The sequence below is a fragment of the Vibrio phycocola genome (assembly GCF_054404255.1).
This window is the reverse complement of record NZ_JBTAMQ010000007.1, coordinates 209,221-226,777: the sequence shown is the minus strand read 5'-3', so window position 1 is coordinate 226,777 and position 17,557 is coordinate 209,221. Positions and strand designations below refer to the sequence as shown.

The 17,557-nt window shown below is 43.8% G+C and carries 17 protein-coding genes; 3 read left to right on the top strand and 14 right to left on the bottom strand.

The window, feature by feature from the left end:
- Window positions 1-33: 33 nt before the first annotated feature.
- On the bottom strand, window positions 34-231 hold the full coding sequence (locus ACXJY6_RS11350; protein WP_458768397.1) for a hypothetical protein: 198 nt from the start codon (window positions 229-231) through the stop codon (window positions 34-36).
- Window positions 215-961: a LysR family transcriptional regulator gene (locus ACXJY6_RS11345; protein WP_458768396.1), complete on the bottom strand. Its 747-nt coding sequence runs from the start codon at window positions 959-961 to the stop codon at window positions 215-217. The genes ACXJY6_RS11350 and ACXJY6_RS11345 overlap by 17 nt, the downstream gene beginning before the upstream one ends.
- A gap of 210 nt (window positions 962-1,171) precedes the next feature.
- Here ACXJY6_RS11345 and ACXJY6_RS11340 point away from each other — a divergent pair, with 210 nt between their 5' ends.
- Window positions 1,172-2,047 (top strand): aspartoacylase, encoded by an 876-nt coding sequence (locus ACXJY6_RS11340; RefSeq protein WP_458768395.1) that lies wholly within the window; start codon window positions 1,172-1,174, stop codon window positions 2,045-2,047.
- Window positions 2,048-2,114: 67 nt separating this feature from the next.
- Here the strand turns inward: ACXJY6_RS11340 and ACXJY6_RS11335 are convergent, their stop codons facing one another.
- The 7 genes from ACXJY6_RS11335 to ACXJY6_RS11305 all read right to left on the bottom strand — a co-directional run bounded on the left by ACXJY6_RS11335 (window position 2,115) and on the right by ACXJY6_RS11305 (window position 8,139).
- Window positions 2,115-3,206 (bottom strand): nickel/cobalt transporter, encoded by a 1,092-nt coding sequence (locus tag ACXJY6_RS11335; protein WP_458768457.1) that lies wholly within the window; start codon window positions 3,204-3,206, stop codon window positions 2,115-2,117.
- A 19-nt stretch (window positions 3,207-3,225) separates the two neighbouring features.
- Entirely contained in the window at window positions 3,226-3,840 is a 615-nt protein-coding gene (locus ACXJY6_RS11330) for a DUF1007 family protein (RefSeq protein ID WP_458768456.1), read from the bottom strand.
- A 22-nt stretch (window positions 3,841-3,862) separates the two neighbouring features.
- On the bottom strand, window positions 3,863-4,423 hold the full coding sequence (locus ACXJY6_RS11325) for an LbetaH domain-containing protein (RefSeq protein ID WP_458768394.1): 561 nt from the start codon (window positions 4,421-4,423) through the stop codon (window positions 3,863-3,865).
- Between the two features lie 35 nt (window positions 4,424-4,458).
- Entirely contained in the window at window positions 4,459-5,793 is a 1,335-nt protein-coding gene (locus ACXJY6_RS11320; protein ID WP_458768393.1) for a dihydroorotase, read from the bottom strand.
- 59 nt (window positions 5,794-5,852) lie between these two features.
- Entirely contained in the window at window positions 5,853-6,518 is a 666-nt protein-coding gene (locus tag ACXJY6_RS11315) for a DUF1826 domain-containing protein (protein ID WP_458768392.1), read from the bottom strand.
- Window positions 6,519-6,610: 92 nt separating this feature from the next.
- A complete protein-coding gene (locus tag ACXJY6_RS11310) occupies window positions 6,611-7,420 on the bottom strand; it encodes a metal ABC transporter permease (protein ID WP_458768391.1) in 810 nt (269 codons plus the stop codon).
- On the bottom strand, window positions 7,414-8,139 hold the full coding sequence (locus ACXJY6_RS11305) for a metal ABC transporter ATP-binding protein (protein ID WP_456050345.1): 726 nt from the start codon (window positions 8,137-8,139) through the stop codon (window positions 7,414-7,416). The genes ACXJY6_RS11310 and ACXJY6_RS11305 overlap by 7 nt, the downstream gene beginning before the upstream one ends.
- 164 nt (window positions 8,140-8,303) lie before the next feature.
- Between ACXJY6_RS11305 and ACXJY6_RS11300 the strand changes: the two genes are divergently transcribed.
- Window positions 8,304-9,404 carry a zinc ABC transporter substrate-binding protein gene (locus ACXJY6_RS11300; protein WP_458768390.1) on the top strand — a complete coding sequence of 367 codons (1,101 nt, stop codon included), beginning with the start codon at window positions 8,304-8,306 and terminating at the stop codon, window positions 9,402-9,404.
- Window positions 9,405-9,483: 79 nt separating this feature from the next.
- Here ACXJY6_RS11300 and ACXJY6_RS11295 read toward each other — a convergent pair whose 3' ends face one another.
- The 3 genes from ACXJY6_RS11295 to ACXJY6_RS11285 are packed head-to-tail and all read right to left on the bottom strand — an operon-like array spanning window position 9,484 to window position 14,018.
- Complete coding sequence (locus ACXJY6_RS11295; RefSeq protein ID WP_458768389.1) at window positions 9,484-12,648, bottom strand: efflux RND transporter permease subunit; 3,165 nt, start codon at window positions 12,646-12,648, stop codon at window positions 9,484-9,486.
- A gap of 1 nt (window position 12,649) precedes the next feature.
- Entirely contained in the window at window positions 12,650-13,654 is a 1,005-nt protein-coding gene (locus tag ACXJY6_RS11290; RefSeq protein ID WP_458768388.1) for an efflux RND transporter periplasmic adaptor subunit, read from the bottom strand.
- Between the two features lie 55 nt (window positions 13,655-13,709).
- Window positions 13,710-14,018, bottom strand: a complete 309-nt coding sequence (locus ACXJY6_RS11285) for an ArsR/SmtB family transcription factor (RefSeq protein ID WP_456050341.1) — start codon at window positions 14,016-14,018, stop codon at window positions 13,710-13,712.
- A gap of 158 nt (window positions 14,019-14,176) precedes the next feature.
- Between ACXJY6_RS11285 and ACXJY6_RS11280 the strand changes: the two genes are divergently transcribed.
- Window positions 14,177-14,362: a YgaP family membrane protein gene (locus tag ACXJY6_RS11280; RefSeq protein ID WP_458768387.1), complete on the top strand. Its 186-nt coding sequence runs from the start codon at window positions 14,177-14,179 to the stop codon at window positions 14,360-14,362.
- A 111-nt stretch (window positions 14,363-14,473) separates the two neighbouring features.
- On the opposite strand, the gene ACXJY6_RS11275 is transcribed toward ACXJY6_RS11280, so the two are convergent.
- A complete protein-coding gene (locus ACXJY6_RS11275) occupies window positions 14,474-15,961 on the bottom strand; it encodes an aldehyde dehydrogenase (protein ID WP_458768386.1) in 1,488 nt (495 codons plus the stop codon).
- A gap of 175 nt (window positions 15,962-16,136) precedes the next feature.
- On the bottom strand, window positions 16,137-17,528 hold the full coding sequence (locus tag ACXJY6_RS11270) for an aminotransferase (protein WP_458768385.1): 1,392 nt from the start codon (window positions 17,526-17,528) through the stop codon (window positions 16,137-16,139).
- Window positions 17,529-17,557 lie beyond the last annotated feature (29 nt).

Sequence of the window (17,557 nt, the reverse complement as noted above, 5' to 3'; positions counted from 1 at the left end):
TATTGATTTTTAGAGAAACCTATCGCGACCAACTTATTGTTTAACTTCGCGATAGATATTCTGAGCATGAGCAGGCAAAAACTCTTCGAGAAAGTCAGTCAAACGTGCCGCAGCAAAACTGGGTTCGGTATTTTTGGCACGACCAATTTGAAGTTCTGATCGAATAGCCGATTGAGCCTGAAAAGGTCTGACGACAAGCTCTTGCGACTGAATTTCACGAATCACTGACATGGCTGGAAGAATCAATACTGCCGCTTGGCGTAATGCCAACTCTTTTTTGCAGTTCCAGAGAAGAAGTGGTGAATGAAGGCTCTAATGGCACTAGCCCTATTGCTCGTTGTCGCTGGTCAAATCGGCGTCGAATTCCAAATGACTTATCAGGCATAGCCACAGGGTATTTCCGGATATCTTCTAGGGTAATGTCTTTTAAAGTCGCTAACGGATGATTAACCGCCATGACTACGTCATGATATACCGGAAACTTAAATCGGATATCCAATAGTGGATCGGAAGACGAAAACATGGTCGCAGCGATATCCGTATGACCATTAGTAACAGCGTTAATCGCATCTTCCGCAGATGAAACCGTCACCTCAATTGACACCGCAGGATAGAGCTTATAAAACTCAGCCAATGCAGGAGCGAGTATCGTATTGATTGCCGCACCATTAATATGAATTGCTACCTTACCCCTCTTTAACCCACGCAAGTCATCAATTGCTTGTCTCGCATTATCAAGGTCACGCATCATATCTTTTGAACGAACGGCTAATAACTCTCCCGCAGCGGTAAGCGTAATCCCTCTCGCCCCCCGAATAAGGAGTGCAGCTCCAACATAGTGCTCAAGGTTTTCTAACTGACGAATCACTGACGTCGGCGAAACCCCTAAATTTTCCGCCGCTTGCCGGATAGAACGGGAACTCACCAATTCATTAAAATAGGTAATAGCTTGAAGCTTCATTAATTCACTCCTTGAATTGTAGGCATAAGATGACAGCACGAGAGCTTGAACAGCAATAACGAGATATGATTCTACAGTACATCATATCTAGATACCGTACCCGTCCTAAAGAGGTAAATGCAAACGCAGTAAACCTTGTGACACGAGATTCCACTACGTTGAAAATTGTTATAACATAACAGTAATTATTATTCGAAGAACGTGATGTAAATGAAAGTTGATAATCTAAATAGCGTACTAATCGTATCAGGAACTCATGGAAATGAGTTGTCCGGCATTTACCTGAACAAACTCATCAACGATGGACTTTATGATGCAAAACGTCCTAGCTTTGACACAGTATCGATCATCGCGAATAAAGAAGCGATGAAACGCAACGTTCGATTTATTGAAACCGATTTAAACCGCGAGTTCTCAAACTCCAACGAAGGCGACTCAACCCGCGAACGCCACCCCATTGCTCGTCAAATAATAGAAGAGTATTCACAGACCGATAATCAATTGATCGTCGATCTTCACAATACCACCAGCAATATGGGAGCAACGTTAATCTTGCTTTCCTCAGATGCGTTCTACCTCAAGATGGGCGCATACATAAAACAATACATGCCCGAAGCCAATATCCTATTCGAAGATACCATTACTTGGTCAGAACAAGCGTATCTATGTACGGCTGGACAACACGGTGTGATGATCGAAGTCGGTGCTCAAGCTCACGGAGCCTTGAAACATGAAACGTTAGATCTGATGAAGCGTATGCTCACTTTAGTTCTCGATTACGTCGAAAAGCACAACACACAACAAATACCAAAACTAAACGATTTTAATGCGTTTTACTTTACTGAAGAAGTCCATATTCCCCTAGATACACACGGCATGCGTCAAGCAATCGTTCATCCAAGTATCTGTGGAAAAGACTTCGAACCCGTTAAGTCTGGTGAGCCTCTTTTGGTTACTTTTACTGGTAAAGAGATATGCTGGAAAGGAAAGGGAGAGATCTACCCTCACTTTATCAACGAAGCCGCATACAGTCTGGCAAATATTGCTATGGCGTTGGCTGAAAAACGCACCGTCTCAGTGGACTAATCTCACCTAACATGAAATAAAAACCATATTTTAAAGCCCTGATAGACGATGCTATCAGGGCCTTTTTTTACAGCGAAAACACAGGTGACATTCCGTATTCGGTGCCGCTTAGCAAGATTAAGCCAATGACGATAAGAAATACTCCTCCGAACAATTGAAGCGAGTAGCCGGCAAGCTTCCAGCCACTCTTCCGATCTCGATCACTTGTTACCAGGTAACGTCGAACTAACTGTTTCCCGGTCAAGGTTAGAATCGCGATAACTGACGTCGTAAATGCCGTTCCAACCGCCATCACGATCGCACTCACCACACCCATCCAGTAAAGCCCAACGACATTGGCAAAGAGCAAGACCATTATCGCGCCCGTGCATGGACGAATCCCGATGGTGGCAATAATACCGATGTATTCTTTCAGTGTAGAAGCTCGGTTAATCGCATCGGCATCCGCTACATGTTGATGCCCACAGCCACACGTTTCGCCATGATGATGGCTATTATCCTGTGCGACATGTGTTTGGGATCTTGTCATGTCATTGTTTAGGAGCATCGATGACTTAACCACCGAATTCGAAATTATCGGTTTTTGTCCAGCTAATGAAGGGTTATTTAATGGCATCGCAGCATGTATTTGAAAGGTTGCTGGGCTCAGAGAACGATATATTTTTCTCGTCGCTTTCCAACATATCAACACACCTAATATCGCAACCAAGGCAAAGCTCACTGATACAAAAAGCATTGCGGTTTCGTTTACCGCACGCATCGACATACTAAAGCCCCAGACAAGAATACTCACCAATACAATCGCGACGAGCGCCTGACATAACGCCGAAACAACGGTTAAGATAAGGCTGGTTTTCACCTTAGTTGGGTGTGTCGCGAGGTAGGTGGTCACGATCACTTTTCCGTGCCCTGGTCCCAATGAATGAAACATGCCATACAAAAAACTCAGTCCCGCTAAATACCCCCCAGCCACCAACGGATTGGTTTGCGCTTCATAGAGTAAATCGGCAATTTCAGCGTTAATCTCACGCTGCCATTGTGCACTAGCGACTATGATCGTTGGCCAGATTAACCAGAGTTGATAAACACCGAATACGATCAACAATACAATCGAAATAAGCGTGATAGTTCGTGTGTTACGTATTGAATTTGTCATTATATAGCTCTCTGAGGAATGCTCAATTAGCGCAGTGGATTTGCACACTTTGAGTAAATAACTGCCCTAGTGCTTCATCTGGATCGACATCCGCAGGTAGAGATAAAGCATAGCTTACTTGTTCAGGTGTCGGGTTTGGCTCATGGATTTCTAACCCACAATCGTTAGCCAACTCTGGTGACAACACAACGTCATTGTCTGCTTTCCACGCCATATCGACATAATAGCTTGGATCAAAGATCAACAGACTCAAACCCTCGCGAGTCACAGATTTGGGTTCAGATAAAGGAAGCGTGAAACTGAGAACAAGTTTCGAACGATCACGAACCAACCTATCACTGTGTGCAACCTGGTATTTGATTGGCGTTTCACCATCGTAAAAATAGGTGAAATAATGCTCATACTTCATATTTTCCATCACCGACGCAGACAACCGTCGAAACGTTTCTTGCTCGTTTTGAGGCGTAATACCCTCGCCATCAAGCATGTAGGCCGACGTCATCGCATCAAAGGACCACTCCATCTTAAAGCCGGTAATAAGCCCATTTTTACCTTGAACAGTGGTTTTCAAGTCGACCCAAGAGTGTGGATGAGCATGAACGCTCGGTGCAACCATAATCATCGCCATCCACAACATCACAACCCGAAAACCAATACCATCAAAGCTCATTAGCAATTCTTCGGTAACCTTGGACAAGGGTATGGTTTGCCGATACAACCGACTCGGAAAATGCAGAATACTCAGGTGGTACTTTAGAAATACTGTTTAAGTCAAACTCTGCTCCAATATTGGTCATAGGTGGTACGTGAAAATGCTCAGGTAAATCCAAACCGTCAACGACACAGTTATGACGGATAACGCAGCCTTTACCGATCACAGCATTAAACACTACGGAATTAAAGCCGATGAAAACATCATCACTGACTTCACACGGGCCATGGATAATAGAACGATGCGCAATCGAAGATCGCTCTCCAATTGTCACGGCAGCACCAGCTTTAGAGTGAATCACAACGCCATCTTGAATATTGGTGTCACGCTTAATCACTATGGCTTCCATATCACCTTGCTCATTCACTTCATCTGCGCGAATTACGGCATAGGGCCCAATAAACACGTTATCTTCAATCACTACTTTGCCACAAATAATGGCTGTCGGATCAACGAATGCGGTCTCCGACACCTGAGGTAAATGACCGCTAGGGTTTCTTCTTAACATACTAAATTCTCTTTATTTCCAGACTAAACCCGAGGCTAGCGATTAAACGATAGACGCATGGCTGCAGTGGCTTTTTCATTCACAGTTTTATTTGCGTAGACCAACGATCCATTAACCCAAGTATGAGAAATCTGAGCTGAGAATTCGTGTCCCGCAAAAGGCGTCCAACCACAATGGTACAAGCTGTTCTCATGGCTAACCTGTGTTGGTACCTCGAGATCCACTAACACTAAGTCCGCAAAATAACCTTCGCGTATATAGCCACGGTCTTCTATTGCATACCGAATAGCTGGGTTATGGGCGGTTTTTTCCACCACTTGAGCAAGGGTCATCTTTCCATTATTCACGTGGTCGAACAAACTCAGTAAGGCATGCTGCACAAGAGGAAGGCCGGCTGGAGCCACATCATAATCGGTCTGTTTTTCTTCCCAAGTATGAGGAGCGTGATCCGTCGCGATGATATCGATTTGTCCCGTCTTCAAGGCATTCAATAATGCTTCGCGATCACTGGCGTATTTAACTGCAGGGTTACATTTAATTTGATTCCCAAGTAAAGCATAGTCTTCATTGCTGAACCAAAGATGATGCACACACGCTTCTGCTGTGATGCGTTTACCCTCAATCGGCCCTTGCTGAAATAACGCTAATTCTTTTTCTGTTGTAATGTGCAAAACATGAAGCTGGCTGCCGTGCTTCTTCGCCAGATCGACCGCGTATGAGGATGATGCATAACAGGCTTCTTTATCTCGAAGAATAGGATGATCATCAATCGTTAAAGGAGCTCCGCTTTTCATGAGCTGTGTTCGGTTCTGGTTAATGACTGCGCCACTTTCACAGTGCGTGACAATGAGGACAGGAGAGTCACGAAATATTGCATCCAACGCCTGCGGGTCTTCTACGAGTAAGTCACCAGTCGATGCTCCCATAAACACTTTTACGCCACAGTGCCATTTAGGATCAAGTGCTTTTATTTGGTCGAGGTTGCCCTCTGTTGCACCCAAGTAGAAAGAGTAGTTAGCAAACGAACGCTCTGCGGCAATCGCAAACTTACGCTCTAATGCTTCGATGGTTGTGGTCGCAGGGTTTACATTTGGCATTTCCATATAGCTGGTTATACCGCCCGCCACCGCTGCACGTGATTCTGTAGCAATGGAACCTTTATGAACTAAACCGGGCTCGCGAAAATGGACTTGATCGTCGATCATTCCTGGAAGAAGGTAACGCCCCTTGGCATCGACAATAATGTCTTCCGGTTTAGCGGTGAGGTGGGTCGCAATGGTTTCTATTCGTTGTCCGACGAGACGAACATCCGTTTCCTTTACAATGCCTTCGTTCACAACGAGCGCATTTTTAATCAGCGTTGCCTGCATAATGGTTCAAATTCTCCTTCTTATTTATAAAACCGATGTGTTGATACTTGTAAACGCAACTAGATAAAATCCAATGTGAGTAATAACCGTCGTTCATTAGGGGACAGCTCGGGTGAACGATGCACCAACGCAGTACTTTCATTACCCTCCCAGCCGCCACCTTTGAGCAAAGCGACATCACCAGACTCCATTTGATTAATCGCCATATTATTTTTAACGAGCCCTGAGAGATGGTCAGGTATTCCCGCACTAGCCGCCCCAAGTTTTGAACGATCGATATCATTATCTCCCAGCCACTGAGTCGCGGTACCCGCATAAGTTGTCACGAGGCGACAAGGAATCTGATCAACATGAAATTTGGGGCACATTGGTCTGTCGAGTGTTGTTAGCCGTACGCCAGCTTCCTTTAGATCAAACAAGCAGCAGAACATATCAACGATAAGCGCAATATCTTCACTTAGCGCTTTTGCACAAGCGTACCCTTCAAGCTTATTCCGAAGCCATAGACCCGCATCTTTGGGTGTAACACTGCGAACTAACGCCAGTTGCCCATCTTGTAACAGCGCATCAATATCCTCTGTCATTTGCGTCGACAACGTACGCTGCCAAATCGCGATGTTATGATCTGGCTTGTAAATATCTGCAAAGACTTTCGGCTCAGAGCCGAATACCGGTGTTGTTATCGGACGAATTGACATTGGTTCCGCCGTCAGCTGTAGACTCATCGCTCAACCTCCCACATGTCACTCGATTCCTTACCTCTCGCTACAGTCGCACTAACAATGCGAGCCTTATTTTCCATTTCTGTCATGGGTATTCACTCCTTGATTGAGCGAGTGTTATTCGTCATTTTCCAAACCACACTCGACACTAAAAAGAATCCAGCAGCCACACACACTATGGTGGGACCGGTAGGGGTATCAAATACAAACGAAGAATGCAGACCAACGACACTGGATCCGCTACCAAATAGTGCTGCTAGCACCACCATCATTTCAGGAGTTCGACTAAACGGGCGTGCGGTGGCAGCAGGAATAATCAACATTGCGACAATGAGTAATACACCAACCACTTTTATGGCGACGGCGACCACCAAGGCAAGTGCAATGGTAAGAATCAATTGTTCGCGTTTTGGCGAAAAACCACTGGCAAGAGCTAAATCTTTATTTAACGTTGACAACAGTAAGCGAGACCAGCGGTGACTAATCAGGCCTATGACCAATATTGTGCCTCCCCAAATCACCAACAAGTCTGTTTTGCTAACAGCAAGAATATCCCCAAACAGATACGCCATAAGATCGAGCCGGACACCAGACAAAAACGAAACCGCCACCAGTCCAACCGCCAATGCAGAATGCGCCATCACACCCAGCAAGGTATCCATCGCATATCCTCGCCCACTGAATGAAGATACGGTGATCGCCATAAGAAGCGATATAAATAATACGCCGGGAAGAATTGGTAGTGAGAAAGAAAGTGACAGTGCAACGCCTAACATTGACGCGTGAGCAGTGGCATCACCAAAATACGCCATACGGCGCCAAACAATAAAACAGCCTAATGGCGCAGCGGCCAATGTCACTCCAATTCCAGCTAACGCAGCACGCCAAAGAAAGTCATCTAACATGTCGATGCTCCTTGGCCCTGATGCGAATGCGGGTGATGACGGTAAACACCAAGCACCTCATCATCATCCAGACCAAATAACGCTTTATATTCTGGAGATTCCGTCACCTTATCTGGTACACCTTGGCAGCATATGCGACCGTCGAGACAAATCACGCGGTCAGTTCGGCGCATCACAACATGAAGATCATGGCTTACCATAATCACGGCACAATTGGTTTCTTTGCGAATTGCATCTATCTGTTGATAAAAATCGATCATTCCACGTTGATCGAGCCCTTGAGTTGCTTCATCCAATATCAAAAGGGAAGGTTCTTCTAACAACGCTCGCGCTAATAAAACTCGTTGAAGTTGCCCTCCTGACAATGACATTATTTGCTGCTTTTCAAAACCAGCGACTCCTGCTCGCGTTAAAGCATCACCAATTGCTTCTTTTGAATGACGTACTGGCAGTGTCAGAAATCGAACGACCGTCATCGGTAAGGTTTCATCAATATGCAGGCGTTGAGGAACATAGCCAATTTTCAAATCGTCAGCACGATCAATATGTCCACCAGCAAGAGGAACCGCCCCTATTAAGGTTTTTAATAAGGTCGACTTTCCAGATCCATTAGGGCCGACAATCGTGACGATTTCACCTCGATTTACTGACAAATTTACGCGATCCAATATCACGTGTTTACCGAACTTCACAGACAATGCGTGTGAGGAAATTAACATCTACGTTCTCTTAATAGCGGGATTTCGTCAGGCAAATGGGCTAAAGCAAAAATCAGTTGCCAGACATTGTTCAATGTTGTTATGTTATAACATAACAACATTAGATAGAAAAGGTTACCACTCTTCATATTGGTGACTGATTTGGACATTACTAGGAGAAAAGCATGTTTAAGAAAGCCGTATTGGGTGTCTGCCTTAGCGTGGCAAGCGCCTCTCAGGCTTACGCCCAAGTGCCTAGCGTTGCCGTAGACATTGCGCCGCTACACTCATTGGTGGCACAAGTTATGGATGGTGTTGGCGAACCGAACTTATTAATTCGCCCAGAAGCATCACCACATGAATACAATTTGCGTCCATCGGAGGCAAAAGCACTGTCTGATGCCAATATTGTATTTTGGATCGGCGAAGGATTAACACCTTGGCTTGAAAAACCGTTAGAGACTCTGGCAAGTGGCGCAACAAAAATTGAAATGATGGAAACTGAAGGCGTTACTCTTTATGATTTTCGTGAAAGCGCAACCTTTGAAGCTCATGCTCACCATGACGAAGAAAGTCACGACGACGACCATCATGAAGACGAGCACCACGATGAAAAAGGCCACGACGACGACCATCATAAAGACGAGCACCACGATGAAAAAGGCCACGACGACGACCATCATGAAGACGAGCACCATGATGAAAAAGGCCACGACGACCATCATGAAGACGAGCACCATGATGAAAAAGGTCATGACGACCATCATCACGAAGGGCATGATCCTCACGTATGGTTAGATCCTCAAAACGCAGAAGCGTGGGTGAACACAATTGCCAAAACACTCTCTGAGGCAGACAGTGATAATGCTCGGGCATATCAGAACAATGCGAGCGCGGCTATTGAACGCTTACATCAACTGACGGCTGATATAAAACGACAAGCACAGGAATTACAAGGCGCTAAATTCATCGTATTCCATGATGCATACCAATATTTTGAACAACGCTTTGGATTATTGGCAAGCGGTGCGATTTCAATTTCAGATGCATCGGATCCAAGTCCCGCTCGTATTGCAGAAATTCGCCAAACCGTTAGCGATCTGGGTGTTACCTGTGTCTTCACCGAGCCACAATATAATCCGGATATGGTACAAACGGTGTTTGAAGATTCCACAGTAAACACGATTGGTGTTATGGACCCACTAGGTGCCAATATTACGATAGGAAAAGAGCAATACAGTTCACTTCTTGTTGCGCTAATAAGCAGCTTGGAACAGTGTAAATAGTCACGATTAAAAATGACAAACCCTCTCTGCGAACATCGAGTTCACAGAGAGGGTTTTATATTAATGCCCGAATCAGTTTCTAACTTACCTCAAGCGTAAACCGCTCCTTCATTGCCACGTAATACAGCACCGGAATCACCACCAAGGTCAATACGGTCGAAACAAAAATACCGAAGATCAGACTGATTGCTAGACCATTAAATATTGGGTCATCCAGGATAAACACCGCGCCAATCATCGCTGCTAATGCGGTTAACATAATTGGTTTGGCTCGAACTGAAGCAGAGTTAATCACGGCATCAGCAAATGCCATCCCTTCATCAACTTGTTGGTTAATGAAGTCCACCAGCAAAATTGAATTACGAACAATAATTCCAGCTAAAGCGATCATGCCAATCATAGAGGTCGCCGTAAACTGCGCTCCTAATATCGCATGACCCGGCATAACCCCAATGATCGTGAGCGGAATAGGTGCCATGATAATCAACGGAACCAAATACGAACGGAACTGTGCGACCACCAACAAGTAGATCAGAATCATTCCAACACCATATGCGATGCCCATATCTCGAAACGTTTCATAAGTAATGGTCCATTCACCGTCCCAAAGAACCGCAACTTTATCGATACCAGAGGGTTGTTCGATCAAGTTCTGCTCAATGTTAAATGGAAGGTTATCGAGCTCTGAATAGACATCAAACATCCCGTACAGTGGGCTATCGGTACTACCCGACATATCCGCAACGACCATCACCGTCGGCACCAAGTTTTTGTGAACAATATAATCATCCATATCGGTTTGGCGCACAGTCACTAAGTCAGACAGAGGATATCGACTGCCATTCGAACTACCCACCATCATGTTCATCACTTGTTCTAAACGAACCTTGGCTGACTCACTGGCCTGCACCTGTACTGGAATCGGGTATTTATTGTAGTCATTGTGTAAGTACGTCACGGCTTGTCCACCCACAGCCGTCGAAATCGCATCGACAATACTGTTATACGGAACTTGTAATAGTGAGGCTTTGTTGCGATCAATCACTACCTGCCACTTTTTATACGGCTCGGGTAGATAGATGTCGACATCAACAATATCATCGGTTGCTTTGAACACTTCACGAATTTCGCGAGCCGCTTGCTTACGAATTTCATGCGTTGGCCCATAGACTTCCGCTAAAATTGGCGACCACACTGGTGGCCCCGGCGGCACTTCAACGACTTTGAGTTTTCCACCGAATTTCTCTGCTATTGCATGTAAGGCAGGACGAACTTCACTGGCAATTTGGTGACTCGATTTATCACGATGGTTTTTATCAACAAGGTTAACTTGAATATCCCCTTGATTTGCATCGCTTCGAGTAAAGTAGTGACGTACTAAACCGTTAAAGTTAATCGGGGCTGCGGTACCCACATAAATTTGGTAATCCGTAACTTCTGGCACTTTACTAAGTTCTCGGCCAACGTCGAACAACAAACGCTGTGTTTTTTCTAATGACGCATTGTCTGGCATATCGAGAACAACTTGAAACTCTGACTTGTTATCGAATGGCAGCATTTTCATTACGACAGTCTTAGTCAACGGCAAGATCAATGATCCCGCAATTAATGCAAAAATACCGAGTAATAAGAACCATCGATTGCGCCTCTGACGTTTGGATAAAACAAACGGAGCCATAACCTTATAAAACACCCCTTTAGAGGCTGGTTTCTCTTCGTGGTGTGCATCTTTAAGCAAATGACTCGCTAACCAAGGAGAAAGCACAAACGCCACCGCTAGTGATATCAACATTCCCATCGAGGCATTGATTGGAATTGGACTCATGTATGGTCCCATCAACCCCGACACAAATGCCATTGGTAAAAGTGCAGCAATGACTGTCAGTGTGGCTAAAATCGTTGGCCCTCCCACTTCATCGACTGCTATTGGTATCAGATCTTTGAGTTTTCGTTTTCCTAGTGCCATATGCCTGTGAATATTTTCAACCACCACAATGGCATCATCCACCAGTATTCCTATCGAGAAGATTAACGCAAATAACGATACTCGGTTGAGGGTAAATCCCCACGCCCACGATGCAAACAAGGTAATCATTAAGGTAATCACAATCGCAATACCCACCACAATCGCTTCGCGCCAACCCATGGCTAAAATCACCAACAACACTACTGCAGCGGTCGCAAAGGCTAATTTCCCAATTAACTTACTGCTTTTCTCGGCGGCAGTTTGGCCATAATCTCGCGTAATATCGACACTAATGTTCTCTGGAATTAGTTGATTTTTAAGCTCTTCTAAACGAGTTTCAACCTGATTCGCAACATCAACTGCATTCTCCCCTGCCTTTTTTGCAACGGCTATCGTCACCGCTGGGTGAATACTCTCTTTGTTACTGGTCCACACATTCTGACTTGGTGTATCGGCGCCTATTTTTATTTCCGCGACATCAGAAAGATAAACTGGGCGATTTTCGTTCATCCCAATAACCAGCTGTTTTACATCTTCAACTCGAGTTAAAAATTGCCCAACTTGAACAGGAAATTGCTGGTTGTCATGAGTAATTTTAAGGGTTGAAGACGACGCGTTAGCCGCAACCAAAGTTTGATTAAGTTGATCAAGTGTAATACCAAATCCGTTCATTTTTATTGGGTCAAGACGCACGTCAACAATGGTCGAATGTTTGCCTATGGTATATATATCACGCGTACCTTGAATACGTTTTAACTCAGTCTCTAAACCAGAAGCGACTTGGGTTAATTGCTCGTTGTCCAAACGACCGGTTTTATCACTTAAAGTAATACTCACGATCGGGACATCTTCAATACCTTTCGGTTTGATTACCGGTTGGCCAACGCCGACACCTTGCGGCATCCAGTCGTTATTGGAATAGAGTTTATTGTAGGTTCTCACCACGGCATCATTACGTGATACCCCGACTTCAAAGATCGCAATAATCAACGCACCATCTGGACGAGAGAACGAATAGATCTTATCAATTCCCTGCATTTCAGAAATGATCTGTTCTGCAGGGTTAGTCACCAAACTTTCGACTTCTTGCGGTGAAGCTCCGGGAAAAGGTATGTAAATGTCAGCAAAAGTCACATCAATTTGTGGCTCTTCTTCTTTGGGTGTCACCATTACGGCGAACAATCCCATTAACATTCCAACAATGGCAAGTAGTGGTGTAATTGCTGAATGTTGGAACATCGCCGCGATACGGCCAGAAACTCCTAATGGCTTATCCATACTATTTACCTTCCAGCGTAACAGCCTTACTAACAACCTGATCACCTACTTCTAGCCCAGAAAGTATTTCAATATAACCTTCATACACTTGTCCAAGGCGCACTGGATTGAGTACCGAATGCTCATCCTCCCAACGATACACCGAACTCAATTCACCACGACGAATCACCGCTTCTTTTGGCACAACTAAAGCGGAATGAACACCATAATTAAAATCGGTTTTAACCCACATGCCCGGCAGTAGATCATTGGCTTCTTGAGAAAGTTCTAGACGAATGGTAAAGGTATGGGTCTGAGGATCTGCATAACTGAATAAGTTGTACGACGTGGGTGTCAAAGAAGCACCAGATGGTGAATGCACTTGGAATTGACTGACGTCGTTAACTTGAGATTGATAATATTGCGGAACATGAGTTTTCACTCGAAGCTGCGATACCCCATAACCACTAAACAGCGGAGAGCCAGGCGCGACTGTTTCTCCCAGCTCGACGAAGCGCTCTGTCACAACTCCGTCATAAGGTGCCTTAATACGGGTATAACCTAATGCATCCTTTGCCTTAGTCACATTTGCTTGTGCCGACTTTACCTCGGCTTCAGAGCTATTCGCTCGAGCTTCTGCACTGTCCATCTGCTCTCGAGAAATCGCGCCTTTCGGGAATAGCAAACGATAGCGTTTCACTTGAGACTGAGCATCTCGGTTCTGAGCGTTCGCGCTACTCAGCTGTGCTTGTGCTGCATCGAGCGATGCACTTTGCTGGGCTGCACTAATTTCTAACAACACATCACCTTTTTTCACTCGATCATTAACGTCAACATTTATCCCCACAATCCGTCCGTTGGTTTGTGCTGCTACCGTTCCTTGGTTGACTGCTTCAACAACACCATCAAATTGAATAAGGTTTGGAATCGAATCACGACTCACGGTAAAGAGTTGCTCTGCGGAACTCGTCAAACTCACTCCCATCATCGACAATGTAACAGCAGTAGCTAAGTAAGCGTTTCTCATCTTATTCTCCCTTATATGGGTCATGAACTTTAATTCGTTGACTGGCAAAACAATATTATTCACAGAAGATCTGTTCTAGGCTTTCTATGATTCTTGATGAACGTTGGTCCGCAAGCGAGTAGTAAACTTGTTGTGATTCCTTTCTAATCACAACCAAACCATGCTTACGTAATAAACCGAGGTGTTGAGAAAAAGCAGACTGACTCAAACTCGATCCTTGTTGCAGTTGACCGGCCCCGACCTCTCCCTGAGTCAATTGACACAAGACAATCAGGCGTTCAGGATGAGCCATTATTTTCAACAATTCAGACACTTCTTTGGCATTCTTCTGCATGCTTTCAATATCGATATCTGATCGTTTCATACTTGCCTCACCCACTTATATTCGTACTAAGAATGATACGTCAGTTTTTATATTAGTCAATTCTTATTTAGATAAGATGAATTTAGTTTAACTTTAATTAGGCTTATCTAATATAATTATTTATAGTTTGAACTATCGACTACTTGAGGAACGTTTTTATGACTATTGATAAAGGTATTCAGGTCTTTGCGGGTGTTATGGTGTTAGTGTCTTTGGTTCTCACCTATTTCGTTCATGCGAATTTTGTTTGGTTTACTGCCTTTATCGGTGTGAATCTAATTCAAAGTGCGTTTACTGGATTCTGCCCGGCAGTGTTTTTTCTTAAAAAGCTTGGGTTGAAGTAACTAAAGCGCGAATAGTTATTGTATGTATACCTTACCTAACGCCATTTTCTCGTAATAAAAAACCTTCTGAGGCATAGTCTCAGAAGGTTTAGTTTTACAAGCATTTAATCACTAGACTAGTTTGATCCAAGTGGTTTTTAGCTGGGTGAATTTATCTAACGCGTGTAATGATAAATCACGTCCGAAACCAGATTGCTTGTAACCACCAAAAGGTGTTGAGAAGTCTAAGGCATCAACCGTATTCACTGAAACTGTTCCGGCGCGTAATTTTCGTGATACACGGTGAACAAGAGATAGGTTATTACTCCATATAGAAGCCGCTAGCCCATAAATTGAGTCATTCGCAATCTGAACAGCTTCTTCTTCGGTATCAAAACCGATGACCGCAGCAACAGGGCCGAAAATCTCTTCGGTTGCAACTTCCATCGACGGTGTGACTTCATCAAAAATCGTAGGGAATAAAAACCGCTTCGTTTCATCGGCGTTACCGCCTAGAACAAGTTTGGCACCCTGCTCTTTCGCTTTCTCAATCGTTGCTAACATACGTGTTACTTGAGCTTGGTCGATAATTGCACCAACTTGAGTTGCAGGATTTAGAGGGTCACCAAGTACGAGTTTTTCGGCCGCCTTAATAAACGCATCCATAAACTCAGCTTTTATTTTGTTATCAACTAAAATTCTTGAGTTAGCGGAACACACTTCGCCTTGGTTAAAGAAAATACCGTTTATAGCACCAGTAACGGCTTTTTCTAAATCACAATCGGCAAATATTAAATTTGGACTTTTTCCGCCCGTTTCAGGCCAAACCGGCTTCATATTCGATTCTGCTGAATATTTTAAGAAGCGCTTACCCGTCGCTGTTGAGCCAGTAAACACAAGACAATCAACATCATTGTGTAGACCTAAAGCTTGGCCAGTTACCGCACCAACACCAGTAACAATATTTAAAACGCCATCAGGGAGACCTGCTTCTTTAGCTAACTCTGCGAGTTTTAACACAGTATGTGGTGACTCTTCCGCTGGCTTTAAGACAATAGAGTTCCCTGTTATTAGTGCTGGAGCTATCTTCCAAACAGCAATATCTAAAGGAAAGTTCCAAGGAACAACAGCACCGATCACACCAATAGGCTCTCGCGTAATAGTGGCAAAATTATCTGCATCTGTAGGGGCAACTTCGCCGTAAACTTTATCAATGGCTTCTGCGTACCATTCGATGCAAGCAGCTGAACCGGGGATATCTATACTAACTGCGTCTGCAACGGGCTTACCCATATTCAACGACTCAAGAAGGGCGAGCTCATTGGTATTTTCTGAAATTAATTGAGCTAATTTTTTTAACACAGCTTTACGGTGAGCAGGTGAAGTCGAGCTCCAAACGCCAGCATCAAAGGTACGTTTTGCTGCCGCAACAGCTACATCAACATCCTCTTGCTGACAGGCTGCCATATCCACGATGACTTCACCCGTTGCAGGGTTAGTTACTGCATAGGTTTCACTATTTGTGGGAGTGTGCCATTGACCATCTATCCATGCTTGATTTTGGTAGACCAATTCATTTTTTAGCTTTAGCCAACTTTCTTGAGTATTAGTTGTAGACATATTTAATCCTTTGTTGTCTATGGTTAATTAATTTTTATACAAACCTACATTTAACATTTGAATAGATAAAATGATAAGTTATGATTTTGAAAAATTTAAGCACAAGAAGTAAACCTACAATAAAGAATACGTTATAAGGTTTGCGGAAACCTTATAACGTTAATTCTAATGGTTATTAAATAAACCCTTCCTGTTTTAAATCGGAAATAGTGTTTTCAATCGCACCTCTTAATGTACTGACAAGAAAGTCGATGTTTTCTTTTGTCAAAATAAGTGGCGGTGACAAGATATTCATGTGAGCAAGAGGACGAACTAATAGTCCTTGTTCTTCACAATAATCTGCGATTCTATTGCCTACTTTAGCTTTACCATCGATTAGCTCTTTTGTTTCTTTATTCGCGACATTCTCAATACAAATCATGAATTTCTTACCGCGAATATCCCCAACGATAGAAAGATCACTTAGTGTGCGTAGCTGCTCTTCAAAGTAACTACCCATTTCTTTTACATTGTCACAAATATTTTCTCTTTCAAGTATTTCAATGTTTTTAAGTGCAACTGCACAACTCACAGGGTGACCTGAATAGGTGTAACCGTGAGTAAATAATGCACCTTCAGCTTGTGGCTTACTGATTACATCATAAATCTTATCTGAAATAATCGTGGCACCAAGAGGAATGTAACCAGAAGTTAAACCTTTTGCACAAGTAATGATGTCTGGAACAATACCAAACTCATCTTCGGAGGCAAACATATGGCCTAATCGTCCAAAAGCCGTTACCACTTCATCAGAAATATAAAGAATGTCGTATTTGTGGCAAACATCCAAAGTTCTTTTGTGGTACCCAGGAGGCGGAACAATTACCCCACCAGCACCCATGATTGGCTCAGCAAAAAACATCGCGACATTATCAGGACCAAGTTCCAGAATCTTGTCTTCAAGCTCTTGCACTTTTTCATCACAGAAGTCTTCTAAGCTTTGATCTGCAGGTCGACGGTAAGAGTTAGGACATGAAATGTGGTGAACAAGTTCTTCTTCGATGTCAAAGCCGATATGATCGAATTTAACGCCAGTAACTGACATCGCCATGTAAGTACTGCCATGGTATCCATCAATACGCGAAATGATTTTTTTCTTCGAAGTTTTGCCTAATTGATTGAAATAAAAATGAACCATACGAACAGCGGTGTCATTTGCAACAGAGCCCCCACAACCATAGAAGACGTGATTGAGATCGCCAGGTGCGAGTTCTGCAAGTTTTGCCGACAATTCAGCAGCTGGCTGAGTAGTGTGGTGACCAAATGCAGAGTAATAAGGTATTTTCATTACCTGCTCGGCCATTGCTTGCGCAATCTCTTGACGACCATAACCAATATTGACACACCACAATCCGCCGATACCGTCTAAATATCGTTTACCAGCGCCATCAGTAACATGTGCTTTGTCGCCACCAGATAAAATCATGGCACCCGTTTCGTTAAATGATGAAAAATCAGTCCAAGGATGAATGTGGTGATCTTTATCTTTTTGCCAAACGTTTTGCATTTCTTTATCTAAATAGTTCATTGTAGGGGAACTCCTCAATCGTAGTGCAA

Excerpts from the sequence above, each read along its gene's own strand:
- ACXJY6_RS11315 (WP_458768392.1), bottom strand. The coding sequence starts at position 6,518 with ATGAGTCTACAGCTGACGGCGGAACCAATGTCAATTCGTCCGATAACA.
- ACXJY6_RS11305 (WP_456050345.1), bottom strand. The coding sequence starts at position 8,139 with ATGTTAATTTCCTCACACGCATTGTCTGTGAAGTTCGGTAAACACGTG.
- ACXJY6_RS11350 (WP_458768397.1), bottom strand. The coding sequence starts at position 231 with ATGTCAGTGATTCGTGAAATTCAGTCGCAAGAGCTTGTCGTCAGACCT.
- ACXJY6_RS11330 (WP_458768456.1), bottom strand. The coding sequence starts at position 3,840 with ATGTTGTGGATGGCGATGATTATGGTTGCACCGAGCGTTCATGCTCAT.
- ACXJY6_RS11300 (WP_458768390.1), top strand. The coding sequence starts at position 8,304 with ATGTTTAAGAAAGCCGTATTGGGTGTCTGCCTTAGCGTGGCAAGCGCC.
- ACXJY6_RS11295 (WP_458768389.1), bottom strand. The coding sequence starts at position 12,648 with ATGGATAAGCCATTAGGAGTTTCTGGCCGTATCGCGGCGATGTTCCAA.
- ACXJY6_RS11285 (WP_456050341.1), bottom strand. The coding sequence starts at position 14,018 with ATGAAACGATCAGATATCGATATTGAAAGCATGCAGAAGAATGCCAAA.
- ACXJY6_RS11290 (WP_458768388.1), bottom strand. The coding sequence starts at position 13,654 with ATGAGAAACGCTTACTTAGCTACTGCTGTTACATTGTCGATGATGGGA.
- ACXJY6_RS11270 (WP_458768385.1), bottom strand. The coding sequence starts at position 17,528 with ATGAACTATTTAGATAAAGAAATGCAAAACGTTTGGCAAAAAGATAAA.
- ACXJY6_RS11280 (WP_458768387.1), top strand. The coding sequence starts at position 14,177 with ATGACTATTGATAAAGGTATTCAGGTCTTTGCGGGTGTTATGGTGTTA.
- ACXJY6_RS11275 (WP_458768386.1), bottom strand. The coding sequence starts at position 15,961 with ATGTCTACAACTAATACTCAAGAAAGTTGGCTAAAGCTAAAAAATGAA.
- ACXJY6_RS11340 (WP_458768395.1), top strand. The coding sequence starts at position 1,172 with ATGAAAGTTGATAATCTAAATAGCGTACTAATCGTATCAGGAACTCAT.
- ACXJY6_RS11325 (WP_458768394.1), bottom strand. The coding sequence starts at position 4,423 with ATGTTAAGAAGAAACCCTAGCGGTCATTTACCTCAGGTGTCGGAGACC.
- ACXJY6_RS11320 (WP_458768393.1), bottom strand. The coding sequence starts at position 5,793 with ATGCAGGCAACGCTGATTAAAAATGCGCTCGTTGTGAACGAAGGCATT.
- ACXJY6_RS11310 (WP_458768391.1), bottom strand. The coding sequence starts at position 7,420 with ATGTTAGATGACTTTCTTTGGCGTGCTGCGTTAGCTGGAATTGGAGTG.
- ACXJY6_RS11345 (WP_458768396.1), bottom strand. The coding sequence starts at position 961 with ATGAAGCTTCAAGCTATTACCTATTTTAATGAATTGGTGAGTTCCCGT.